Origin of the sequence: Microbispora sp. H10885 (assembly GCF_014161415.1) — a bacterium.
GTDB classification, from domain to species: Bacteria; Actinomycetota; Actinomycetes; order Streptosporangiales; family Streptosporangiaceae; genus Microbispora; species Microbispora triticiradicis.
Genome location: NZ_JABBWY010000002.1, coordinates 409,587 through 428,044, shown reverse-complemented (window position 1 = coordinate 428,044; position 18,458 = coordinate 409,587). Strand labels below are relative to the sequence as shown.

General features: G+C 75.0%; 12 protein-coding genes. 8 read left to right on the top strand and 4 right to left on the bottom strand.

Annotated elements, in window-relative coordinates; genetic code table 11:
- Window positions 1–4: 4 nt before the first annotated feature.
- The 6 genes from HHX37_RS06895 to HHX37_RS06870 all read left to right on the top strand — a co-directional run bounded on the left by HHX37_RS06895 (window position 5) and on the right by HHX37_RS06870 (window position 8,715).
- A complete protein-coding gene (locus tag HHX37_RS06895) occupies window positions 5–1,357 on the top strand; it encodes a DUF5691 domain-containing protein (protein ID WP_182884865.1) in 1,353 nt (450 codons plus the stop codon).
- Window positions 1,354–2,421 (top strand): ATP-binding protein, encoded by a 1,068-nt coding sequence (locus tag HHX37_RS06890; protein WP_182884864.1) that lies wholly within the window; start codon window positions 1,354–1,356, stop codon window positions 2,419–2,421. Before HHX37_RS06895 ends, HHX37_RS06890 begins: the two co-directional genes overlap by 4 nt.
- Window positions 2,411–5,074 carry a DUF5682 family protein gene (locus tag HHX37_RS35510; protein ID WP_220502640.1) on the top strand — a complete coding sequence of 888 codons (2,664 nt, stop codon included), beginning with the start codon at window positions 2,411–2,413 and terminating at the stop codon, window positions 5,072–5,074. The genes HHX37_RS06890 and HHX37_RS35510 overlap by 11 nt, the downstream gene beginning before the upstream one ends.
- Window positions 5,074–6,231 carry a VWA domain-containing protein gene (locus tag HHX37_RS06880; RefSeq protein WP_182884863.1) on the top strand — a complete coding sequence of 386 codons (1,158 nt, stop codon included), beginning with the start codon at window positions 5,074–5,076 and terminating at the stop codon, window positions 6,229–6,231. The genes HHX37_RS35510 and HHX37_RS06880 overlap by 1 nt, the downstream gene beginning before the upstream one ends.
- 29 nt (window positions 6,232–6,260) lie before the next feature.
- A complete protein-coding gene (locus HHX37_RS06875) occupies window positions 6,261–7,613 on the top strand; it encodes an MFS transporter (protein ID WP_259406254.1) in 1,353 nt (450 codons plus the stop codon).
- A gap of 106 nt (window positions 7,614–7,719) precedes the next feature.
- Window positions 7,720–8,715: an enolase C-terminal domain-like protein gene (locus HHX37_RS06870; RefSeq protein ID WP_138460053.1), complete on the top strand. Its 996-nt coding sequence runs from the start codon at window positions 7,720–7,722 to the stop codon at window positions 8,713–8,715.
- A gap of 84 nt (window positions 8,716–8,799) precedes the next feature.
- Here HHX37_RS06870 and HHX37_RS06865 read toward each other — a convergent pair whose 3' ends face one another.
- The gene (locus HHX37_RS06865) at window positions 8,800–10,329 is read right to left on the bottom strand and encodes an LCP family protein (protein WP_182884861.1); all 1,530 of its coding nucleotides are present in this window, start codon (window positions 10,327–10,329) and stop codon (window positions 8,800–8,802) included.
- Window positions 10,330–10,417: 88 nt separating this feature from the next.
- Window positions 10,418–11,923, bottom strand: a complete 1,506-nt coding sequence (locus HHX37_RS06860; protein WP_182880133.1) for an alpha/beta hydrolase family protein — start codon at window positions 11,921–11,923, stop codon at window positions 10,418–10,420.
- Between the two features lie 125 nt (window positions 11,924–12,048).
- On the opposite strand from HHX37_RS06860, the gene HHX37_RS06855 reads away from it, so the two are divergent.
- A complete protein-coding gene (locus tag HHX37_RS06855; RefSeq protein ID WP_182884860.1) occupies window positions 12,049–13,149 on the top strand; it encodes an exonuclease SbcCD subunit D in 1,101 nt (366 codons plus the stop codon).
- Window positions 13,150–13,180: 31 nt separating this feature from the next.
- Window positions 13,181–16,564 carry an AAA family ATPase gene (locus tag HHX37_RS06850; RefSeq protein WP_182884859.1) on the top strand — a complete coding sequence of 1,128 codons (3,384 nt, stop codon included), beginning with the start codon at window positions 13,181–13,183 and terminating at the stop codon, window positions 16,562–16,564.
- Between the two features lie 27 nt (window positions 16,565–16,591).
- Here the strand turns inward: HHX37_RS06850 and HHX37_RS06845 are convergent, their stop codons facing one another.
- Complete coding sequence (locus tag HHX37_RS06845; protein ID WP_182884858.1) at window positions 16,592–17,632, bottom strand: hypothetical protein; 1,041 nt, start codon at window positions 17,630–17,632, stop codon at window positions 16,592–16,594.
- Between the two features lie 348 nt (window positions 17,633–17,980).
- The gene (locus HHX37_RS06840; RefSeq protein ID WP_182884857.1) at window positions 17,981–18,442 is read right to left on the bottom strand and encodes a hypothetical protein; all 462 of its coding nucleotides are present in this window, start codon (window positions 18,440–18,442) and stop codon (window positions 17,981–17,983) included.
- Window positions 18,443–18,458: the final 16 nt, after the last annotated feature.

Sequence of the window (18,458 nt, the reverse complement as noted above, 5' to 3'; positions counted from 1 at the left end):
CCCGATGACCGGCTCGTGGGAGGAACTGGTGTCCACCGCGCTGGTGGGCGCCGGCCGCCGCGCCGTCCCGCCCGAGAGCCTGCTGGAGCGGGCCGCCGAGCAGGTGGTCCGGATGCGCGCGGGGCGGCGGCCGGGGAGGGGCACGCCGCCGGCTCCGGCCGCGTCGGAGACGCTGCCGCCCGTGCCCCGTGCCGCCGCGGACCGGCTGGCCCGGATGCTCGCGGGTGAGCAGAACAGGCTGCTGACCGAGTGGCTGGAGACGGCGGCCGCGCGGCGGGTGCGCGTGCCGGCCGCCACGATCCCCGCGCTGCTCGATCTCGGAGCGCGGGACCGGTCGATCCGCGCGCACCTGGGGGCGGTCACCGGGGCCCGGGGCCGCTGGCTCGCCGGACTCAACTCCGCCTGGGCGTACCTGCTGGAGGAACCGGCGCACGTGCCGCCGGGGGAGGTGTGGGAGCTCGGCACGAGCGGAGACAGACGCGCCTTCCTCGCCGCCACACGCCGGCGCGATCCGGCGGCCGCGCGGGAGTTGCTGGCACGCGGCTGGAGCACGGAGACGCCGGAGGACCGGGCCGTCTTCGTCACGATCCTCGCCGAGGGGCTCGGCATGGCCGACGAGCCGTTCCTTGAGGCGGCGCTCGACGACCGGCGCCGTGAGGTGCGGCAGGCCGCCGCCGACCTCCTCACCCGCCTGCCGCGGTCGCGGCTGGCTCACCGGATGACGGCACGGGCGTCCCGGTTCGTGACCGGGAACGGTTCCGGGATCTCGGCGGAACCGCCGGCGGACTGCGACGGCGAGATGGAGCGCGACGGCGTGCGGGCCCGGCCGCCCGCCGGCATGGAGACGCGGGGCTGGTGGCTGCAGCAGGTGGTGGCGCACACTCCGCTGTCCTTCTGGCCGGGTCACCTCGGCATGCCGCCGGACGAGATCGCCCGGACGAGGATCGGCGACTGGGAGCGGGAGGTGCGCATGGGCTGGACCCGGGCCGCCATCCTGCAGCGGGACGCGACGTGGGCGCGTGCCCTGTTCGAGGCCGAGCCGCTGACCGACCTGCTGGCCGTGCTCCCGCCCGAGGAGCGATCTCACCGGGCGGCCGAGCTGGTGGCCGGCCACCCGGTGGACGGCCAGCTGGTCATGATGCTGGGCGGCGTGCCGCGGCCCTGGGGGTCCCGGCTCGCGAGGGCCGTGCTCAAGAAGATCGTGGAGACCACGCGGACTCAGCCGTGGAACGCCGGAGAGCTGATCCGGCTCGCGGGCGAGCGGTTCGATCCCGCGGCGTACGCCCACGCGGGAGAGGTGCCCGAGCTGGCCGCGACCCTGCGGTTCCGCTTCGACATGCTGAAGGAGCTTTCGTGACCACCGTTCTGCGCCCGCACGCGGAGGAGCAGTTCGCCGACGAGCTGGCGATCCTCGCGAAGACCGACGACCGGCCGCGACCGCCGGGCTGGCGGCTCTCGCCCTGGGCGGTGACCACCTACGTGCTGGGAGACGGCGGTCAGATCACACCGAAGTACATCGGCCCGCGCAGGATCGTCGAGGTCGCGGTCGCGACGCTCGCCACCGACCGGGCGCTGCTGCTGCTCGGCGTGCCGGGCACGGCCAAGACCTGGCTGTCGGAGCACCTCGCCGCGGCGACCTGCGGCGACTCGACGCTGCTCGTGCAGGGAACGGCCGGCACGGCGGAGGAGGCGGTCCGCTACGGGTGGAACTACGCGCGGCTGCTGTCGGAGGGCCCCTCCCGTCTGGCGCTGACGCCGAGCCCGGTCATGCGCGCGATGGCGGACGGACGGCTGGCCCGGGTCGAGGAGCTCACCCGCATGCCGTCCGACGTGCAGGACGCGCTCATCACCGTGCTGTCGGAGAAGACGCTGCCGATCCCGGAGCTGGGGGAGGAGGTGCAGGCGGCCAAGGGCTTCAACGTCATCGCCACCGCCAACGATCGCGACCGCGGGGTCAACGACCTGTCGAGCGCGTTGCGCAGGCGGTTCAACACGGTCGTGCTGCCGGTCCCGGCCACCTTGGAGGAGGAGGTCGACATCGTGACCCGGCGCGTGGCGCAGCTCGGCCGTTCCCTGGAGCTGCCGGAGACCGTGACCGGGCTGGCGGAGATCCGCCGGGTGGTGACGGTCTTCCGCGAACTGCGCGCGGGGGTGACCGCCGACGGGCGGACCAAGGTCAAGTCACCCACCGGCACGCTGAGCACGGCCGAGGCCATCTCGGTCGTCACCGGCGGGATCGTGCTCGCCGCCCATTTCGGCGACGGCGTGCTGCGCCCGGCCGACGTCGCGGGCGGCATCCTGGGAGCGGTGGTCCAGGACCCGGTGTCCGACCGCGTGGTGTGGCAGGAATATCTGGAGACCGTCGTCCGCGACCGCGACGAGTGGCGCGACTTCTACCGGGCCTGCCGCGATGCCGGCTGAGACCGCCGCCGCCTCGCCCGGCCCGAGTGAGAGCCGGGCCGAGGGCCAGGGTGAGGACACGAGCGCAGGCCGGGTCGAGGACACCAACGTGGGCCAGGGCCGGGCCGGGGACACCGGTGGGGGCAGGGCCGAATGCCGGGGTGGGGACACCAATGTGGGCGGGGGCCAGGGCCGGGCCGGGGACAGCGGTGGGGGCAGGGCCGAATGCCGGGGTGGGGACACCAATGTGGGCGGGGGCGAAGGCCGGGCCCGGGACACCGGCGGGGGCGAGGACACGAGGGTGGGCCGGGGCGGGCCGCGGGTGTGGGTGCTCGGAGTGCGGCATCACGGGCCCGGATCGGCCAGGGCGGTGCGTGACGAGCTGACCAGGATCCGGCCCGATCTCGTGCTGGTCGAGGGCCCGCCCGAGGCCGACGGCCTGGTGGCGCTCGCCGCCGACGCCGGCATGCGCCCGCCCGTCGCGCTCCTGGCGTACGTGCCAGGGCAGCCGTCGCGGGCCGCTTTCTGGCCGTTCGCGGAGTTCTCGCCGGAGTGGCAGGCGATCATCTATGGCATCGGGGCGGGCGCCGAGGTGCGGTTCTGCGACCTGCCCGCCGGCCACAGCCTCGCGCTCGACACCGATCCCGCACGCCGCGATCCGATCGGCGAACTGGCCCGCGCGGCGGGGTACGACGACCCGGAGCGGTGGTGGGAGGACCTGGTCGAGCACCGGGGCGAGTCCGGGACGCTCGACGTGGTCGCCGAGGCGATGCGGGCGGTACGCGACGGGCACGTCGCGGAGGGCACGGAGGCCCGGCGCGAGGCGTACATGCGCAGGACGCTGCGGAAGGCGGTGCGTGAGGGCTTCGCCCGGATCGCGGTGGTCTGCGGGGCCTGGCACCTGCCCGCGCTGACCCTGCCCGAGTTCACTGCGCCCGAGTTCACTGCGCCCGAGTTCACCGCGCCCGAGTTCACCGCGCCCGATCTGGCCCTGTCCCGAGCGACGCCGCCCGGATCGACGCCGCCCGGATCGGCACCCGGGCTGACACCATCCGCGCCGGGCCTGCCGGGACGTCGCGCCGGCGGGTCCGCTCCGCGGGCCGGGACCGGCCCGGCGGCGGAGGACGAGCGGCTGCTGCGCGGCCTGCCCAGGGTCAGGGTCGAGATGACCTGGGTGCCGTGGACCCACGGACGGCTCGCGGCGGGTGCCGGCTACGGCGCGGGCGTCGCCGCGCCCGGGTGGTACGAGCACCTGTTCACGGCGCCCGGCCACCCGGTGGAGCGCTGGCTCGCCCGCGCGGCCGCCATCCTGCGCGAGGAGGGCCTGCCCGTCTCCTCCGCGCACGTCATCGAGGCCGTACGGCTGGCCGAAGGGCTGGCCGCGCTGCGCGGGAGGCCGCTCGCCGGGCTGTCGGAGGTCACCGAGGCGGTGCGGGCGGTGCTGTGCGGCGGTGACGAGCTGCCGGTCGAGCTGGTCCAGCGGCGGATGGTCGTGGGGGAGCGGCTCGGGCGGGTGCCGGACTCCACGCCGATGGTGCCGCTGCGGCGTGACCTGCGCGACGAGCAGCGGCGGCTGCGGATGAAGCCGGAGGCACTGACCGGGGAGCACGACCTCGACCTGCGCAGGCCGCTCGACCTCGGCCGCAGCCGGCTGCTGCACCGGCTCGCCCTGCTGGACGTGCCATGGGGAACTCCGCGGCCGGCGCGCGGCAAGGGGACGTTCAAGGAGTCGTGGTCGCTGGAGTGGCGCCCGGAGCTCGACGTGGCCCTCGTCGAGGCCGCCGTCTGGGGGATCACGGTCGAGGCGGCGGCGACGTCCCGCGTCCGCGACCTCGCGGGCGGCGCGGGCCTGCCCGAACTGGCCGCGCTGGTCGAACGCTGTCTGCCGGCCCACCTTCCCGGCGCGCTGCCGTACGTGCTGGGGCGGATCGAGGACCGGGCGGCGCTCGACGGAGAGGTGCGCCACCTCATGGGGGCGCTGCCCGCGCTCGTGCGGACCCGCCGGTACGGGGACGTGCGCGGCACCGAGGGCCTCGCGGGCGTCACCGAGTCGATGCTGGCGCGGATCTGCGCCGGGCTGTCCCCCGCTCTGACGGGGCTGGACGAGGACGCCGCCCGCGAGATGGCGGCGCTGGTGGACGGCGTCCACGCGGCGGCCGGGCTGATGGGAAGCGGCCGGTGGCTCACGACGCTGGCCGGGATCGCCCGGCGCGACGACCTGCCGGGGCTGCTCGACGGCCGGATCGTGCGGATCCTGTTCGACGCCGGGGCGCTGGAGGACGACGTGGCCGCCCGCATGGCGCGGTCGATGTCGCCCGGCAACCCCCCGGCCCGGTCCGCGGCCTGGATGGAGGGCTTCCTCTCCGGGGGCGGCCTGCTGCTCGTCCACGACGCGCGCCTGCTCGCCACCGTCGACGCCTGGCTCACCGGCCTGTCCTCCCAGGAATTCGTGGACGTGCTGCCGTTGCTGCGGCGCACGTTCGGCGCCTTCCCGGCGCCGGAGCGGCGGATGATCGGCCGGCGGGTCCGCTCCGGCTCCCCGCCGGGCTCGGCATCGGGCTCGGGACCCGGCGACGGGGCGGACTACGACGACGCTCTGGCGGCGGCGGCCGGCCGGACCGTGCGGGAGATCCTGGGCCACGGGATGTCCGGCGCTATGGACGGGAGGCCCTGATGGGCGGCGAGGAGGAGCGGCTGCGCCGCTGGCGGCTAATGCTGGGCGGCGCGGCGGAGGGAGCGGCGGAAGGGGGCCTGGAGGGGGCGCTGGAGGGCGCGGACGCCCGGATGGACGCGGCGCTCACGGCCCTCTACGACGAGCAGGAGCGGCGCGGCGCCGGCCTCGGCGCGTCCGCGCCGCGGGTGGCCCGCTGGCTGGGAGACATCAGGGAACACTTTCCCGCCGGTGTCGTGCAGGTCATGCAGAAGGACGCCATCGAACGGCTCGACCTGACCCGGCTGCTGCTGGAGCCCGAGATGCTGGAGGCGGTCGAGCCCGACGTCCATCTCGTGGGCACCCTGCTGTCGCTGAACCGGCTGATGCCGGAGCGGGCCCGCGAGTCGGCCAGGGCCGTCGTCCGCACGGTCGTGCGGGATCTGGAGGCGCGGCTGACGCGCCGCACCCTGGCCGCCGTCAGCGGCGCGCTCGACCGTTCGGCGAGGACGCACCGGCCCAGGAGGACGGCCGAGGTCGACTGGGACCGGACGATCCGGGCGAACCTCGGCAACTACCTGCCCGAGCGGAAGACCGTCGTGCCGTCCCGGCTCGTCGGGTACGCCCGCGGGCAGCGGGGTGTCCGGCGGGACGTCGTGCTGGCCGTCGACCAGAGCGGCTCGATGGCCGTCTCGGTGGTGTACGCGGGCGTCTTCGCCGCGGTGCTCGCCTCGATGCGCGCGCTCAGGACCTCGCTCGTGGCCTTCGACACGGCCGTGGTGGACCTCACCGATCAGCTGCGTGACCCGGTCGAGGTGCTGTTCGGCACCCAGCTCGGCGGCGGAACCGACATCAACCGGGCCGTGGCCTACTGCCAGACCCTCGTCACCCGGCCGGCCGACACGATCCTCCTGCTGGTCAGCGACCTGTACGAGGGAGGACCGAGGGAGGAGATGCTGCGCCGGATCGCCGCCCTGACCGCCGCCGGGGTCCAGGTGATCGTGCTGCTCGCGCTGTCGGACGAGGGGGCGCCGCAGTACGACCGCGAGAACGCGGCGGCGCTGGCCGCGATGGGCGTGCCGGCCTTCGCCTGCACCCCGGACGCCTTCCCCGAGCTGATGGCGGCCGCCATCGAGCGCCGGTCCTACGACCAATGCCGGATAACGCCACCCGGACGATGATTTGTAAGGTCCGTATCATGACTTCGGTAATGTCCGCTCCAACCGTCTTCGGCCAGCGTTACCGCTCCCTGAGCGTCGGGATCGTGGCCCTGGTGATGCTCGTGGCGTTCGAGTATCTGGCGGTTGCCACCGCGATGCCGCTGATCGGCCGGGAGCTGAACGGCTACCGCCTCTACGGGCTCGCGTTCAGCGGCGGCATGGCGGCCAACGTCATCGCCACGGTGGTCGGCGGGCGCTGGAGCGACGCGCGGGGGCCGTTCCCCGCCCTGTGGACGGGGGTCGCGGGGTTCGTCGCCGGGCTGGCGGTCTCGGGGTTCGCGCCCGCCATGGAGGTCTTCCTCGCCGGCCGGTTCCTCCAGGGACTCGGCGGCGGCCTGTTCAACGTGGCGCTGTACGTCCTCGTCGCCCAGGCGTACCCCTCCGCCATGCACCCGAAGGTGTTCTCGGCGCTGGCGGCGGCGTGGGTGCTGCCGTCGGTGGTGGGCCCGGCCGTCACCGGCTTCGTGGCGGAGACCTGGAGCTGGCGCTGGATCTTCCTGGGCGTGGCCGTGCTGTCGGTTCCCGCCGCGCTGGTCATGTGGCGCGGCCTGCCCCCGCCGGCCGGGCAGCCGAGAGAGGCGATGGGCCGGGCCTTCCTGCCCCGGTTCGCCTGGGGTGTGTGCGCCGCCGTCGGCGCGGCCCTGCTGCAGTACGGCAGCGGCGCGGCGGGCGCAGGGGTCCTGCTGGCGGGCGCCGGGCTGGTGGTCCTCGCGCTGGCGCTGCCGAGACTGCTGCCCCGGGGCACGCTGCGCGCCGCCCGGGGCCTGCCCACGGTGATCGCGCTGCGGGGCCTGGGCGCCGGGTCGTTCTTCGCCGCCGAGGTGTTCGTCCCGCTGATGCTGGTCCGGGAGCGGCACCTGAACACGGCCGAGGCCGGTCTCGCGCTCACCGGAGGAGCCCTCGCCTGGTCGCTCGGCTCGTGGATCCAGGGGCGGAGGCCCCACGCGCGGGCGCTGACCATCCGGCTCGGCGCGACGCTGATCGCCGCCGGCATCTGCGTCACCGCCCTCGTCGTCGTCCCCGCCACTCCGGTCGTCGTGGCGTTCGCGGGCTGGCTGGTGGCGGGCCTGGGCATCGGCATGGTCTTCCCGACGCTGTCGGTATTGGTGCTGGAGCTGTCCGCGCCGGGGGAGGAGGGCCGCAACAGCGCCTCGCTGAGCATCGGCGAGTCGGTCTTCGCGGTCGTCGCCGTCGCGGTCACCGGCGCCCTGTTCGCGGCGTACGGGGGCAGGTCGTGGGTCTACGTGACGTGCCTCGGCCTGCTGGTCGTGATGGCCGGCACGGCCGCGGTCGTCGGCGGCCGGTTCGAGCACCGCCGCGAACCGGGCACCATGGAGGTCTAGGGACTCCCGGAAATCCCGCCGTGGAGCAGGCCGGGCCGGCCGCCCGGGGCATGACGCCACGGAACGGCCGCCGGCGGGGATACGGGGAAGAAACGAGGGGATCCGAGTGCCGCGTATCCGGGAGCTGGAGGTCTTCAGGATGACCCTGCCGTACGGCAGGCGTCCGGAGACCGTCCTGGTGAAGATCACGGACTACGGCGGCATGGTCGGCTGGGGCGAGGCCGTCGATCCGGCCGCGGCCGGGCCGCTGGAGCGGGCTCTGCCCGCGCTCGTCGGCCTCGACTGGGAACACCCCTCGGAGCTGGGGGACAATCCGGGCGGCGCGGCCGGCGACATGGCCTGCTGGGACCTGTGGGGCCGCATGAACGGCGTCCCGCTCGCCCACGCCCTCGGCGGCACCCGCACGTCCCTGATCGCGACGGTCAGGCTGGCGGCGGACCGCTCGCTGGAGAGCATGGTCGCCCGGGTGAACCGGCACGTCTGCGCGGGCTACGGGCACGTGACGCTGGACGTCCACCCCGGCTGGGACGTCGAGCCGCTGCGGGCCGTGCGCGCCGCCTACCCGGGCCTGGCCATCGCGGTGGACGGGCGCGGCGCCTACACCGAGATCACCCAGCTGGAGGCGCTGGACGCCTATGGGGTGGTGGCCATCGAGCGCCCCTTCAAGGACCTCCTGACCAGCGCCGACCTGCAGGACCGGGTGTCGGCCGCGGTCGCGGTCGAGGTGGCCTCCGTGGCCGAGCTCGACGAGGCGACGCGCCTCGGCGCGGGCCGGGCGCTGCTGCTGCGGCCCGCCAGGTTCGGCTCGCTCGGCGCGGTGCGGCGCGCGCACGACCACGCGGCGGAGGCCGGGTGGGGCATCGTCTGCGCCGGCGGTCTCGGCGCGGGCCTGGCCCGGGCCGCGACGGTCGCCGTCGCCAGCCTGCCCGGCTGCACCCTGCCCAGCGACGTGGCCGAGCCGCCGCGCAGCGCTCAGGTGGTGCTCCCGCCGGTCGGCGCGTCCGGCGGGGTCGTCGCCGTGCCGCTCACCCAGCCCGGTCTCGGCCACACCGTCGACGAGGACCGCGTACGCCGCCTCGCCCGCGAGTCGTTCCGCGTCTGATCCACCCGGCGTCACGCCGGCCACCCGCCTTCGTCGCGCCCCGGACGGACGAGCCACGCCGGTCCCCGGCGAGGTCACGATCTTTCAGCGCGCCGTCGCCGTGCCCGGCGCCCCGCAGCCGTCCCCGATCGGGCTCGGCGTCCCCGGCGACGGCGGCACGGGCGGCACCGGCGCGGGGGAGGGAGAGTGGCGATGCCGGAGCCGCCGCGGACCGGCTGGGAAGCCGTTCGACGGGGGCGCCGGAGGAGAGGTCTGGGCGTGCAGCGAGTCACGGATCGCCCGCGCCGTGAGCAGCCGGATCCGGTCCCAGTCGGGGTAGGCGGTGTTGACCAGCGGTGGCACGAACTGGAGGCTGGTCACCCCGGCGTGCTTGACCTTCCAGGCCAGCGGCACCAGGTGCTCCAGCATCGGCCTCGGCACGTCGGTGCTGAGAATCCTGCGGGTGGCCGCCGCGATCTGGGTGAACCGCGTCAGCACGGTCGCCGGGTCGGCCTGGCCGAGCAGCGCGCCGAGCAGGCATCGCTGACGGTGCATCCGGTCGAAGTCGTCGCTCATCGTGCGGGAACGGGCGTACCACAGCGCCTCGGTGCCGTCCAGGCGGCGGGTCCCGGCCCTGACCACCCCCTCGTCGTACCGGCCGTACACGATGTCGCGGTCCACGGTGAGCACGATCCCGCCGAGAGCGTCGATCATCTTCGCCAGGCCCCAGATGTTGACCAGCGCGTACCAGTCGATGCGCAGGCCGAGGATGTAGCCGACCGTCTCCTTGAGGACCTGCGCGCCCATGTGCCGGTGGCCGCCGAACAGTTCGGGGTGGTCGTCGGCGTACTGCCACACCGAGAACAGCAGGTCCTCCCGCCATCCGGGCCGGTACTCCGGAAGCCGGAACCCGAAGGGGAACCGGACGGCCATCGGGCTGCCGGGAGGGAACCGCACGTGCTCCAGGTTGCGGGGCAGGCCGAGCAGCACGGCGCGGCCCGTGCGGACGTCGACGCTGGCGACGTTGATGCTGTCGGTGCGCATCCCGATTCGGTCGGCGCCCCAGTCGCCGCCGAGCAGCAGCACGTTGACCCGGTCCCGGCCCGCCCACGGATCCTCGGGCCCCGCCCCGGCGGCGCCCGCCGGTCCGCCTCCGCCGGGCGTGGTGAAGATCGCGTCGAGCGTCCGCTCGGACAGGGAGACGTACCGGGCGGCGACCGCGAACGGCACCGCGACGGCGACCGCGAGCACGCCCGCGACCAGCCCGGTGAGGATCTGCCCCGAGCGCGGCAGCGCCGCGGGACGCAGGACGGCGTACGAACGGACGACCAGCCAGAACCAGGCGACGGAGCAGGCCACGAAGACCAGGGAGATCTGGCTCAGCCACCCCAGCGCCCGTCCGGCGAGGCCCGCGTCGGCCCCCGCGGCGACGCCTGCGACGCAGACGACCGTGGTCAGGTAGGCGCCGAGGAGGGTCAGCCCCGTGCGGCGGCGGCCCGCGCGCAGGTGCGCCGCGCCCGGCAGCACCGCCGACAGCGCCACCCAGGCGATGAGCGCGACGGCTCCGCGCGCCGGCCCGGAGCGACGCGTCGCCGGCGCGGCGCCCTTCCGGCGTGCCAGACCAGGGGTGACCACGGCTCAATTGAAGCGACACGGACCGCGGAAAACCCGTGACCGCCGCGAGCCGGAACAGTCCTTGCCGGATTTTGACCGGGGCGCGGCCCTACCAGGGGAAGGCGAACAGGCCGTAGTAGGCCGCGGTCAGGAGCAGCAGGGCCGTTCCGCCGAGCACGCCCGCGAGCACGCTCTTCTGCCAGGGCGTCGGCTCCCAGCCGTCCCGCAGGCCGCCGGCGACCGCGGCGAACGTCGCCACCGTCTGCGCCAGCATCGCGACGGCGAGCAGCCGTACGACCAGCCACCCGGCCTGTACGGCGGGCCAGGCGCCGGCCTGGTTCACCGAGAACAGCACGATCAGCGTGATGAAGGCGATGACCGCGGCGAGTTCGCCGAGCCCGATCCAGGCCATCCGCCGCAGCCGCCGCCGGATGGCCGGCCATCGCTGGACGTTCTCCTGGAACCGCAGGTCGCGTCCGCGCAGGCGGACGACCATCTCGGTGACCGGGGCCGCGACGTATCCCACCGCGGCCAGGCAGAGCGTCAGCCACAGGATCGTGCTGTCCCCCCACCACGGCGCGGCCGGCACGTCGGCGGCCTCGAAGCGCTGCACCGGCGTCGCGCCCGCGATGGGCACCGAGGGCCTCGCCGTGCGCGGCAGGTCCTTGATCCAGTTCGCGAGCGTGGGCAGGTAGTCCGCCGCGAACGCCCCTCCGTTGACCCGCATGGCGTGGTCGGCCCCGGCGAGGAAGCGGATGGTGTAACCGGTGTCGCCGCTCTGCCGCAGCGCCCGGGTGAGGGCCTGGGTGCTCTCCACGAAGGGGATCGAGGGGTCGTCGGTGCCGTACAGCGCGAGCACCGGCTGGGTGATCCCGCGCAGGGCGGGCGCCCCGTCGTAGCGCAGGAAGTCGAAGCCGACGCCGCCCATGACCCTGGTCAGCAGGTCGCGTACGCCGGTCGGGGCGTGCAGGCGCAGCAGTTGCTCGTTGAGCGCCCAGGCGACCTGGCGCAGCGGCGAGACGTTCGGCGAGGAGACGAGGACCACGAACGCCGCCCGGGGGTCGCGGGCGGCGGCGATCGGGACGACCCAGCCGCCCTCGCTCACCCCCCACAGGCCCGCGCGCGCCGGGTCGACGTCCGGCCGCTGGAGCAGCACCCGCAGCATGCGCAGGGCGTCGTCGGCGAGCAGCCCGAAGTCGCGGCTGCGGAAGGAGTAGCCGACGGTCCGCTTGTCGTAGGCCAGCGTCACGACGCCCGCCCTCGCCAGCCACTCGGCCTGCTGGGTGAACTCCCCGCCGTCGCCCGAGCCCGAGCCCTGCACGAACACGAACGCGGGGTGGCGTCCGGGCGACAACGGCGCCCTGATCGTCGCCCTCAGCGTCTCGTTCCTCGCGGGCACGAGCAGTTTCTCGGTGCGGAACCGCCCGCCGCCGAAACCCGCTCCGGCGATCGGCCGCACTTCGGCGGCCGGCTGCGCGGGGATGTCCCGGAACTGGGGCGAGGCGCGAAGCGGCGGCGGGTCGAAGGCCGGCGGGGAGAGCACGTGGCCGATGGTCGCGAGCATCACCATCAGCACACCGGCGATCACTCCGAGAGTGCCCCGGCCGATGTTCATGAGGCGCTCCCCCATGCGTGCTCGTATCCCGAACCCAGGTTAAGTCATTACTCGCTCTTCACGCGGTGCACGGATGTGACGATTGATGCGTCGTTTGTCGGCGGGACCTGTTAGCTTCCTGCGACATGCGTGTCCTGCACACCTCCGACTGGCATCTCGGCCGCTCGTTCCACCGGGAGAGCCTGCTCGGCGCGCAGGCCGCGTTCGTCGACCACCTCGTCGAGACCGTCCGCGCGGAGCGGGTCGACGTCGTGCTGGTCTCCGGCGACGTCTACGACCGCGCGCTGCCCCCCGTGGACGCGGTCGCGCTGTGCAACGAGGCGCTCGCCAGGCTCAAGGCGCTGGGCGCGCACACGGTGCTGATCAGCGGCAACCACGACTCCGCCGTACGGCTGGGCTTCGGCGCCGATCTGATGGAGCGGGTGCATCTGCGCACCGACCCCGCCCGGGCCTGGGACCCGGTCACGATCGGCGACGTCGCCTTCTTCGGCATCCCCTACCTGGAGCCCGAGCTCGTCCGGGGGCCGTGGGAGCTGGCCGAGCGCAGCCACACCGCCGCGCTCTCGTACGCCATGGAGCGCGTCCGCGCGCACCCGGCCGCGCGCAGGGTGGTGCTCGCGCACGCGTTCGTCACCGGAGGGGAGGCGAGCGACAGCGAACGGAACATCAGCGTCGGCGGGGTCTCCCACGTGCCGCTGAGCGCCTTCGACGGCGCCGACTACGTCGCCCTCGGCCACCTGCACGGGCGCCAGGTGATGAGCGAGACGGTCCGCTACAGCGGCTCGCCGATCGCCTACTCCTTCTCCGAGGCCGGCCACCTGAAGGGCTCCTGGCTCGCCGACCTGGGCGGCGGGCGGACGGAGTTCGTCCCGGCCCCGGTGCCGCGCCCGGTCGCCAGGCTGCGGGGCCGCATCGACGACCTGCTGACCGACGCCCGCTTCGCCCGGCACGAGGACCACTGGCTGCAGGTGACGCTGACCGACCCGGTGCGCCCGCGCGAGGCGATGGAACGCCTGCGCGGGCGCTTCCCGCACACGCTCGCGCTCGCCTTCGAACCGGACGGCGCGGCCGGGAGCGCTCCGCAGGCGCCGAGGATCGCCGGGAGGGCCGAGATCGAGGTGGCGCTCGACTTCGTCCGAGAGGTGCGCGGGGAGCAGGCCGACGACGACGAACGGCGGCTGCTGGAGGAGGCGGTCGAGGCGTGCCGCATCAGGGAGAGCGCGTGAGCGGCCGGCCCGTGCCGGGTGAGGAGGTCCGGTGAGGCTGCATCGGCTGAGCCTGGTCGCGTTCGGGTCCTTCCCGGGGACGGAGGAGGTCGACTTCGACGCGCTCGGCGAGGCGGGTCTGTTCCTGATCCACGGGCCGACCGGCGCGGGCAAGACGACGGTGCTCGACGCCGTCTGCTACGCCCTGTACGGGCGGGTGCCCGGCCAGCGGGAGAGCGCCCGCAGCCTGCGCTGCGACCACGCGCCGCCTACCCGGGGGCCGTCGGTGACGCTGGAGGCGACGATCCGGGGCAGGCGCCTGCGGGTCACCCGTTCCCCGGCGTGGATGCGGCCGAAGCTCAGGGGCTCGGGTCTGGTCGAGGAGAAGGCCAAGGCCCTGGTCGAGGAGCTGACCGAGCCCGGCGGGCGGTGGGTCGCGCGCAGCACCCGCAGCGACGAGGCCGGCGACTTCATCGGCACGCTCACGGGGATGAACGCCGCCCAGTTCTGCCAGGTGGCGCTGCTGCCGCAGGGCGACTTCGCGAAGTTCCTGCGCGCCGGGGGCGAGGAGCGGCGCGAGCTGCTGGAGCGGCTCTTCTCCGTCCGGGTGTTCGGCGAGGTGGAGCGCTGGCTCGCCGACCACCGCACGCGGTCCGGGCGGGAGGCGCAGGAGCTGGCCCAGCGGGTCCACTCGGTGCTGGACCGCATGCGCGGCGCGGCGGGAGACCTCGCGCTGCCCGAGGACGCGGACAGACCGGAGACCTGGTCGGGTGAGGTGCTGAGCCTCGCCGAGGGCGCGCTCGCCCACGCGGTGACCGCCTGCGCGGCGAGTCAGGCCGGCCTGTCGTCGGCCCGGAGCAGGCTGGAGGAGGGCAGGGCCCTCGCCGACCGGCAGCGCAGGCACGCCGCCGCCCTGGCCCGGCGCCAGGAGCTCGACGCGGCGGCGGACGAGCGATCCGACCTCGAGGCGATGCTCGACGAGGCGGCGCGCGCCGACCGGGTGCTGCCGCTCGTCCGCCAGGCCGAGCAGCGCGCGGAGGCCGTGGCCAAGGCCCGCCGGGTGGCCGCCGACGCCATGCTCCGCGCGTTCCCCGGTGCTCCGGACGGCCCGGTGTGGCCGGACCCGGAGCGGCTGGCCGTGCTGGAGCGGGAGCGGCGCGACGAGATCGCCCGGGTGCGTCAGATCCTCCCCGAGGAGGCGCGCCTGCGTGAGGTGCGGGACGAGCGGGCGGGCGCCGAGCGCGTGCTGGCGGCGCTGTCCGAGGAGGAGGCCCGCCTGGCCGGGCGGCTCGCCGCGCTGCCCGGGGAGCGCCTCGGCGTCGAGGAGCGGCTCGCGGGGGCACGCCGGGCGGCGGCGAGCCTTCCGGGCCTGACCGCCGCCAGGGACGCCGCGCTGCGGCTGCGTGCGGTCACCGGGGAGGCCGCGCTGCTCGACGGCGAGCTGACCCGGCTCTCGGATGACGAGGCGCGGGCGCGGGCCGACCAGCAGGAGCTGCCCGCGGCCCTGGCCGGCGCCGGGGAACGGCTCCGGGACCTGCGCGACATGGCCGCGCGGATTCCCGCGCTGGAGGCCGCCGCCCGGACGGCGGAGGAGCGGCTCGGCAGCGCGCGGCTCCGTGACACGCTGACCGCCGAGCTGGAGGCGGCCGAGCGGGACCGCCGCGCGGCGGTCGACCTGGCCCAGGAGCGCCGGGACCGGCTCCAGGAGGTGCGGCAGGACCGCATCGACGGAATGGCCGCCGAGCTGGCGGCCGGGCTGGTGGACGGGCTGCCCTGCGCCGTGTGCGGCGCGACCGGGCATCCCCGCCCGGCCGAGCCCGCCGTACGGGCCGCCACGGCCGAGGACGAGCGGGCGGCGCAGGACGCGTTCGACGCGGCCCAGCGCGCCCGTGAGGCGGCGGAGGCGAACGTCGCGGGGCTCTCCTCGCGCCTCGCCGACGCGGAGTCCCGCGCCGGAGACCTGTCCCAGGAGGCCGCCGGGGCCGCCCTGGACGAGGCCCGGGACGAGCTGTCGCGGCTGCGGTCGGCCGCGTCCGCGGTCGACGCGGCCGAGGCGGAGGCCGGACGGCTCGCCGCCGCCCTGGAGGACGCCCGCGAGCGGGCCGGGGAGCTGGCCGGGCTGCTGACCGAGACCAGGACCAGGCGGGACGCCCTGCTCGCCGAGGGGGAGCGCCTCGCCGCGGGACTGGAGGGCGATCTCGCGGACGTGGAGGCCCGGCTCGGCCGGGCGCGATCGGAGGCGGAGGCGGAGGAGGAGCTCGCCGCCCGCGCCGCCCGGCTCACGGCCGAGCTGGAGGAGCTGGGCGCGCTGGCCGCGCGGACCGGGGCGGAGCTGGCCGAGGCCCGCGCCCACCGGGACATGCTGGAGGCCGGCGAACGCCGGCTGGCCGAGGTGATAGACGCCGCCCGGGGCGCGGACCCCTCGCTCGCCGCCCGGATCGACCGCCTCTCCGAGGAGGCCGGCCTGCTGCGCGAGGCGGCCGACGCGGCGCGTACGGCGGCGGAGGCCGGGCGCGAGAGCGAGGCCGCGCGGGCCGCGGCGGCCCGCGCCGCGTCGGGGGAGGGGTTCGCGAGCGTGGAGCACGCCGCCGCCGCGGTCCGCACCCCGGAGGACCGGGAGGCGATGACCGAGCGGCTGGGACTGCTGGACGCCGAACGCGCCACGGTGGAGGGGCTGCTGGCCGATCCCGAGCTGGTCGCGGCCGCCGCCGAGCCGCCCGCCGGCCTGGCGGAGCTGAGCGCCGCGCACGATGCGGCCGAGCGCGAACACGGTCTGCGCACCTCGGCCCGCGACCGCGCGCGGAGCAGGCTCGACCAGCTCACCGCCCTCGCCGGTGAGCTGGACGCCGCGGTGCGCGCCCACCGGCCGGCCGAGGAGCGGCACCGCCTGGCCCGGCGCCTCGCCGAACTGGCGGGCGGCACCTCCGGTGACAACCGATGGCACATGCGGCTGTCGGCGTACGTGCTCGGCGAGCGGCTGCGGCAGGTCGTGGACGCGGCCAACGAGCGCCTCGACCACATGTCGGGCGGGCGCTACCTGCTGCGGCACGACCTGAACCGGACCGCGGGCGACCGGGGCCGGTCGGGCGGCGGGCTGGGCCTGCGGGTGCTCGACGCCTGGACCGGGGTGGAGCGCGACCCGGCCACCCTGTCCGGCGGCGAGAGCTTCATCACCTCCCTCGCCCTCGCGCTGGGCCTGGCCGACGTGGTGACGCAGGAGGCCGGGGGCGCGGAGATCGGCACCCTCTTCGTGGACGAGGGCTTCGGCACGCTCGACGAGGACACGCTCGACGACGTGCTCGACATCCTCGACGGACTGCGGGAGGGCGGCCGGGCGGTCGGCGTCGTCAGCCACGTCGCCGAGCTGCGTGTGCGCATTCCCGCCCAGCTCCGCGTGCTGAAGAACCGCGGCGGCTCCACCCTGTCGCACGCCTGACCCGGCCCCGTACGCGACGGGGCGGGCTCAGGGGGTCAGCAGGTAGGCGTTGTTCTTCCACCAGGTCCAGATGGCCGGCCGGTCGCCCGCCTCGGCGAGGACCGCGACGTCCTCGCCGTCGAAGGTCCACACAGCCAGGTAGGAGCCCTTCGAGCCGGGCTTGCAGACGAGCGTCCCCGTGACCTTTCCCTCGTGGTTCCAGGCGCCGGAGGAGTCGCCGCGGGCGCAGCCGCGCGACCTCAGGCCCTTCGACAACCCGGCGACCCACGCCTTCAGCGCCTTCCCGTCGATGAACCGCATCACCAGCGGGTTCCGCGCCGGGCCGTGGCGCACGGCCGCGCAGTTCACCGCGGCGATCACCTTGGCGTTCTCCTCCGAGAACGCGGGGACGCACCCGGTCAGCACCCGGGGGTCGATGCGGTCGACCAGCGCCTGCTGCCCCACCGTGAACCTGGCGGGCGTCGGCGTGGCCGGGCCCAGGGGGGAGGTCCCCATGATGGCCAGGCACTCGGTGAGGCCGAGCCGCCGCGCGCCGGCCACCCACGACGGCATCGTGCTGGCCGACAGCGTCTGCATCGCCGTCATCGCCGCCTGGTCCTGGAGCGGGCCCTGGTCCACCTGGTAGTCCACGAGGACCGTGGAGATCGCGGTGAACGCCGTCGCGAAGCTCCGGGTGTCCCGCAGGAGCCCGTCGATGTCGCGGCGATCGTATCCCTCCGGCACCGGGATCTCCGCGAAATCGGCGCTCATGGCGCGGAACGCCGAGGCGATCTCGTCCATCGAGGTCACGACCGCGGCCAGTTCGGGGCTGCGCGTGCCGGCGTGCGGCACCGCCCTCAGGACCTCGGCCGCCTGGAGCAGGGCCGAGTGGAGCGAGACCTGCATCTCGCCGAGGTCGCGCTGGCAGGTGTTGTCGGCCTTGAGACGCCACTCGTCGATCGTCGGTCCGGGAGTCCGGTCCACCAGCGCGATCCAGAACGCGCCCACGGTGACGGCGAAGGTGATCAGGGCGCCGGCGGACTTCCCCGCCAGCATCAGCTTCTCCCGGTGGGTGCGCGGCCGCCTCACGGGCGGTTCCTCCGGCGCCTGGTCCTGGCTCACGCGACGATCGCCCCTCGCGTGCGGTCGCGCTGTCCGCCCGATCGAGTTCGCCTCACCAATTCGTCCCTTTCCAGCCGGACCCCGACCAGCAGACGAACCACACGTAACCATAGAAGGGAGCTGGTCACGACCGGAAGAAATCGAATCGTCACCAGGAATTCCCCCTTCCTGGCTACCCCAACGAAACGTGTCCGCGAGAAAGTGCCCGACCCACTTACGGAGGGCCGAATCAAGGAAACCATTGTGCCCATTGCACAAAGGCGCGCCGATTCATCCGGTATTCGCGCTACCCGCTGATCTACAATGTAAAGGCGCTCAGGCGGAGTCGAGCACTTGGGCGATGGCCCGCAACGCCGCGGACGGATCATCGGCGAAGAAGCGCAGGCGCCGGGCCCGGCCCTGAGGACGGGGCACGTCCAACGGCTCGCGCAACTCGACCACCACGTTCGTCTGCGACGCGACCGCGACAGCCAGTTCGCCGTCCGACAGGCTCAGCAGCCGCTTCTCATCGAAGCGGCGGTCGAGACGGGCGGACGCGATGAGCTCGGCGGGCACGTCCAGAGTGAAGAACGGGCCGTATCGCAGCCGCAGGCCGTCCTGTGACACGACATGCGGACGGCGGGCGCAGACGATCATCACGCCGAGGACGCCGAGGACCGACGACACGCCGAGCGCCAGGATGGCCAGACGCGGCACGTCGGGCAGCCCGAAGCGGCGCAGCAGCAGCTCCACGGCCGCGGTCTCCACAACCAGTACGAAGGACAGGATCGCCGTCATCGGCGTCTGCTCCCTG

Bases quoted from the DNA above. Each gene is read 5' to 3' on its own strand.
- HHX37_RS06840 (WP_182884857.1), bottom strand. From the start codon at position 18,442: ATGACGGCGATCCTGTCCTTCGTACTGGTTGTGGAGACCGCGGCCGTG.
- HHX37_RS06860 (WP_182880133.1), bottom strand. From the start codon at position 11,923: ATGAACATCGGCCGGGGCACTCTCGGAGTGATCGCCGGTGTGCTGATG.
- HHX37_RS06855 (WP_182884860.1), top strand. From the start codon at position 12,049: ATGCGTGTCCTGCACACCTCCGACTGGCATCTCGGCCGCTCGTTCCAC.
- HHX37_RS06895 (WP_182884865.1), top strand. From the start codon at position 5: ATGACCGGCTCGTGGGAGGAACTGGTGTCCACCGCGCTGGTGGGCGCC.
- HHX37_RS06880 (WP_182884863.1), top strand. From the start codon at position 5,074: ATGGGCGGCGAGGAGGAGCGGCTGCGCCGCTGGCGGCTAATGCTGGGC.
- HHX37_RS06875 (WP_259406254.1), top strand. From the start codon at position 6,261: ATGTCCGCTCCAACCGTCTTCGGCCAGCGTTACCGCTCCCTGAGCGTC.
- HHX37_RS35510 (WP_220502640.1), top strand. From the start codon at position 2,411: ATGCCGGCTGAGACCGCCGCCGCCTCGCCCGGCCCGAGTGAGAGCCGG.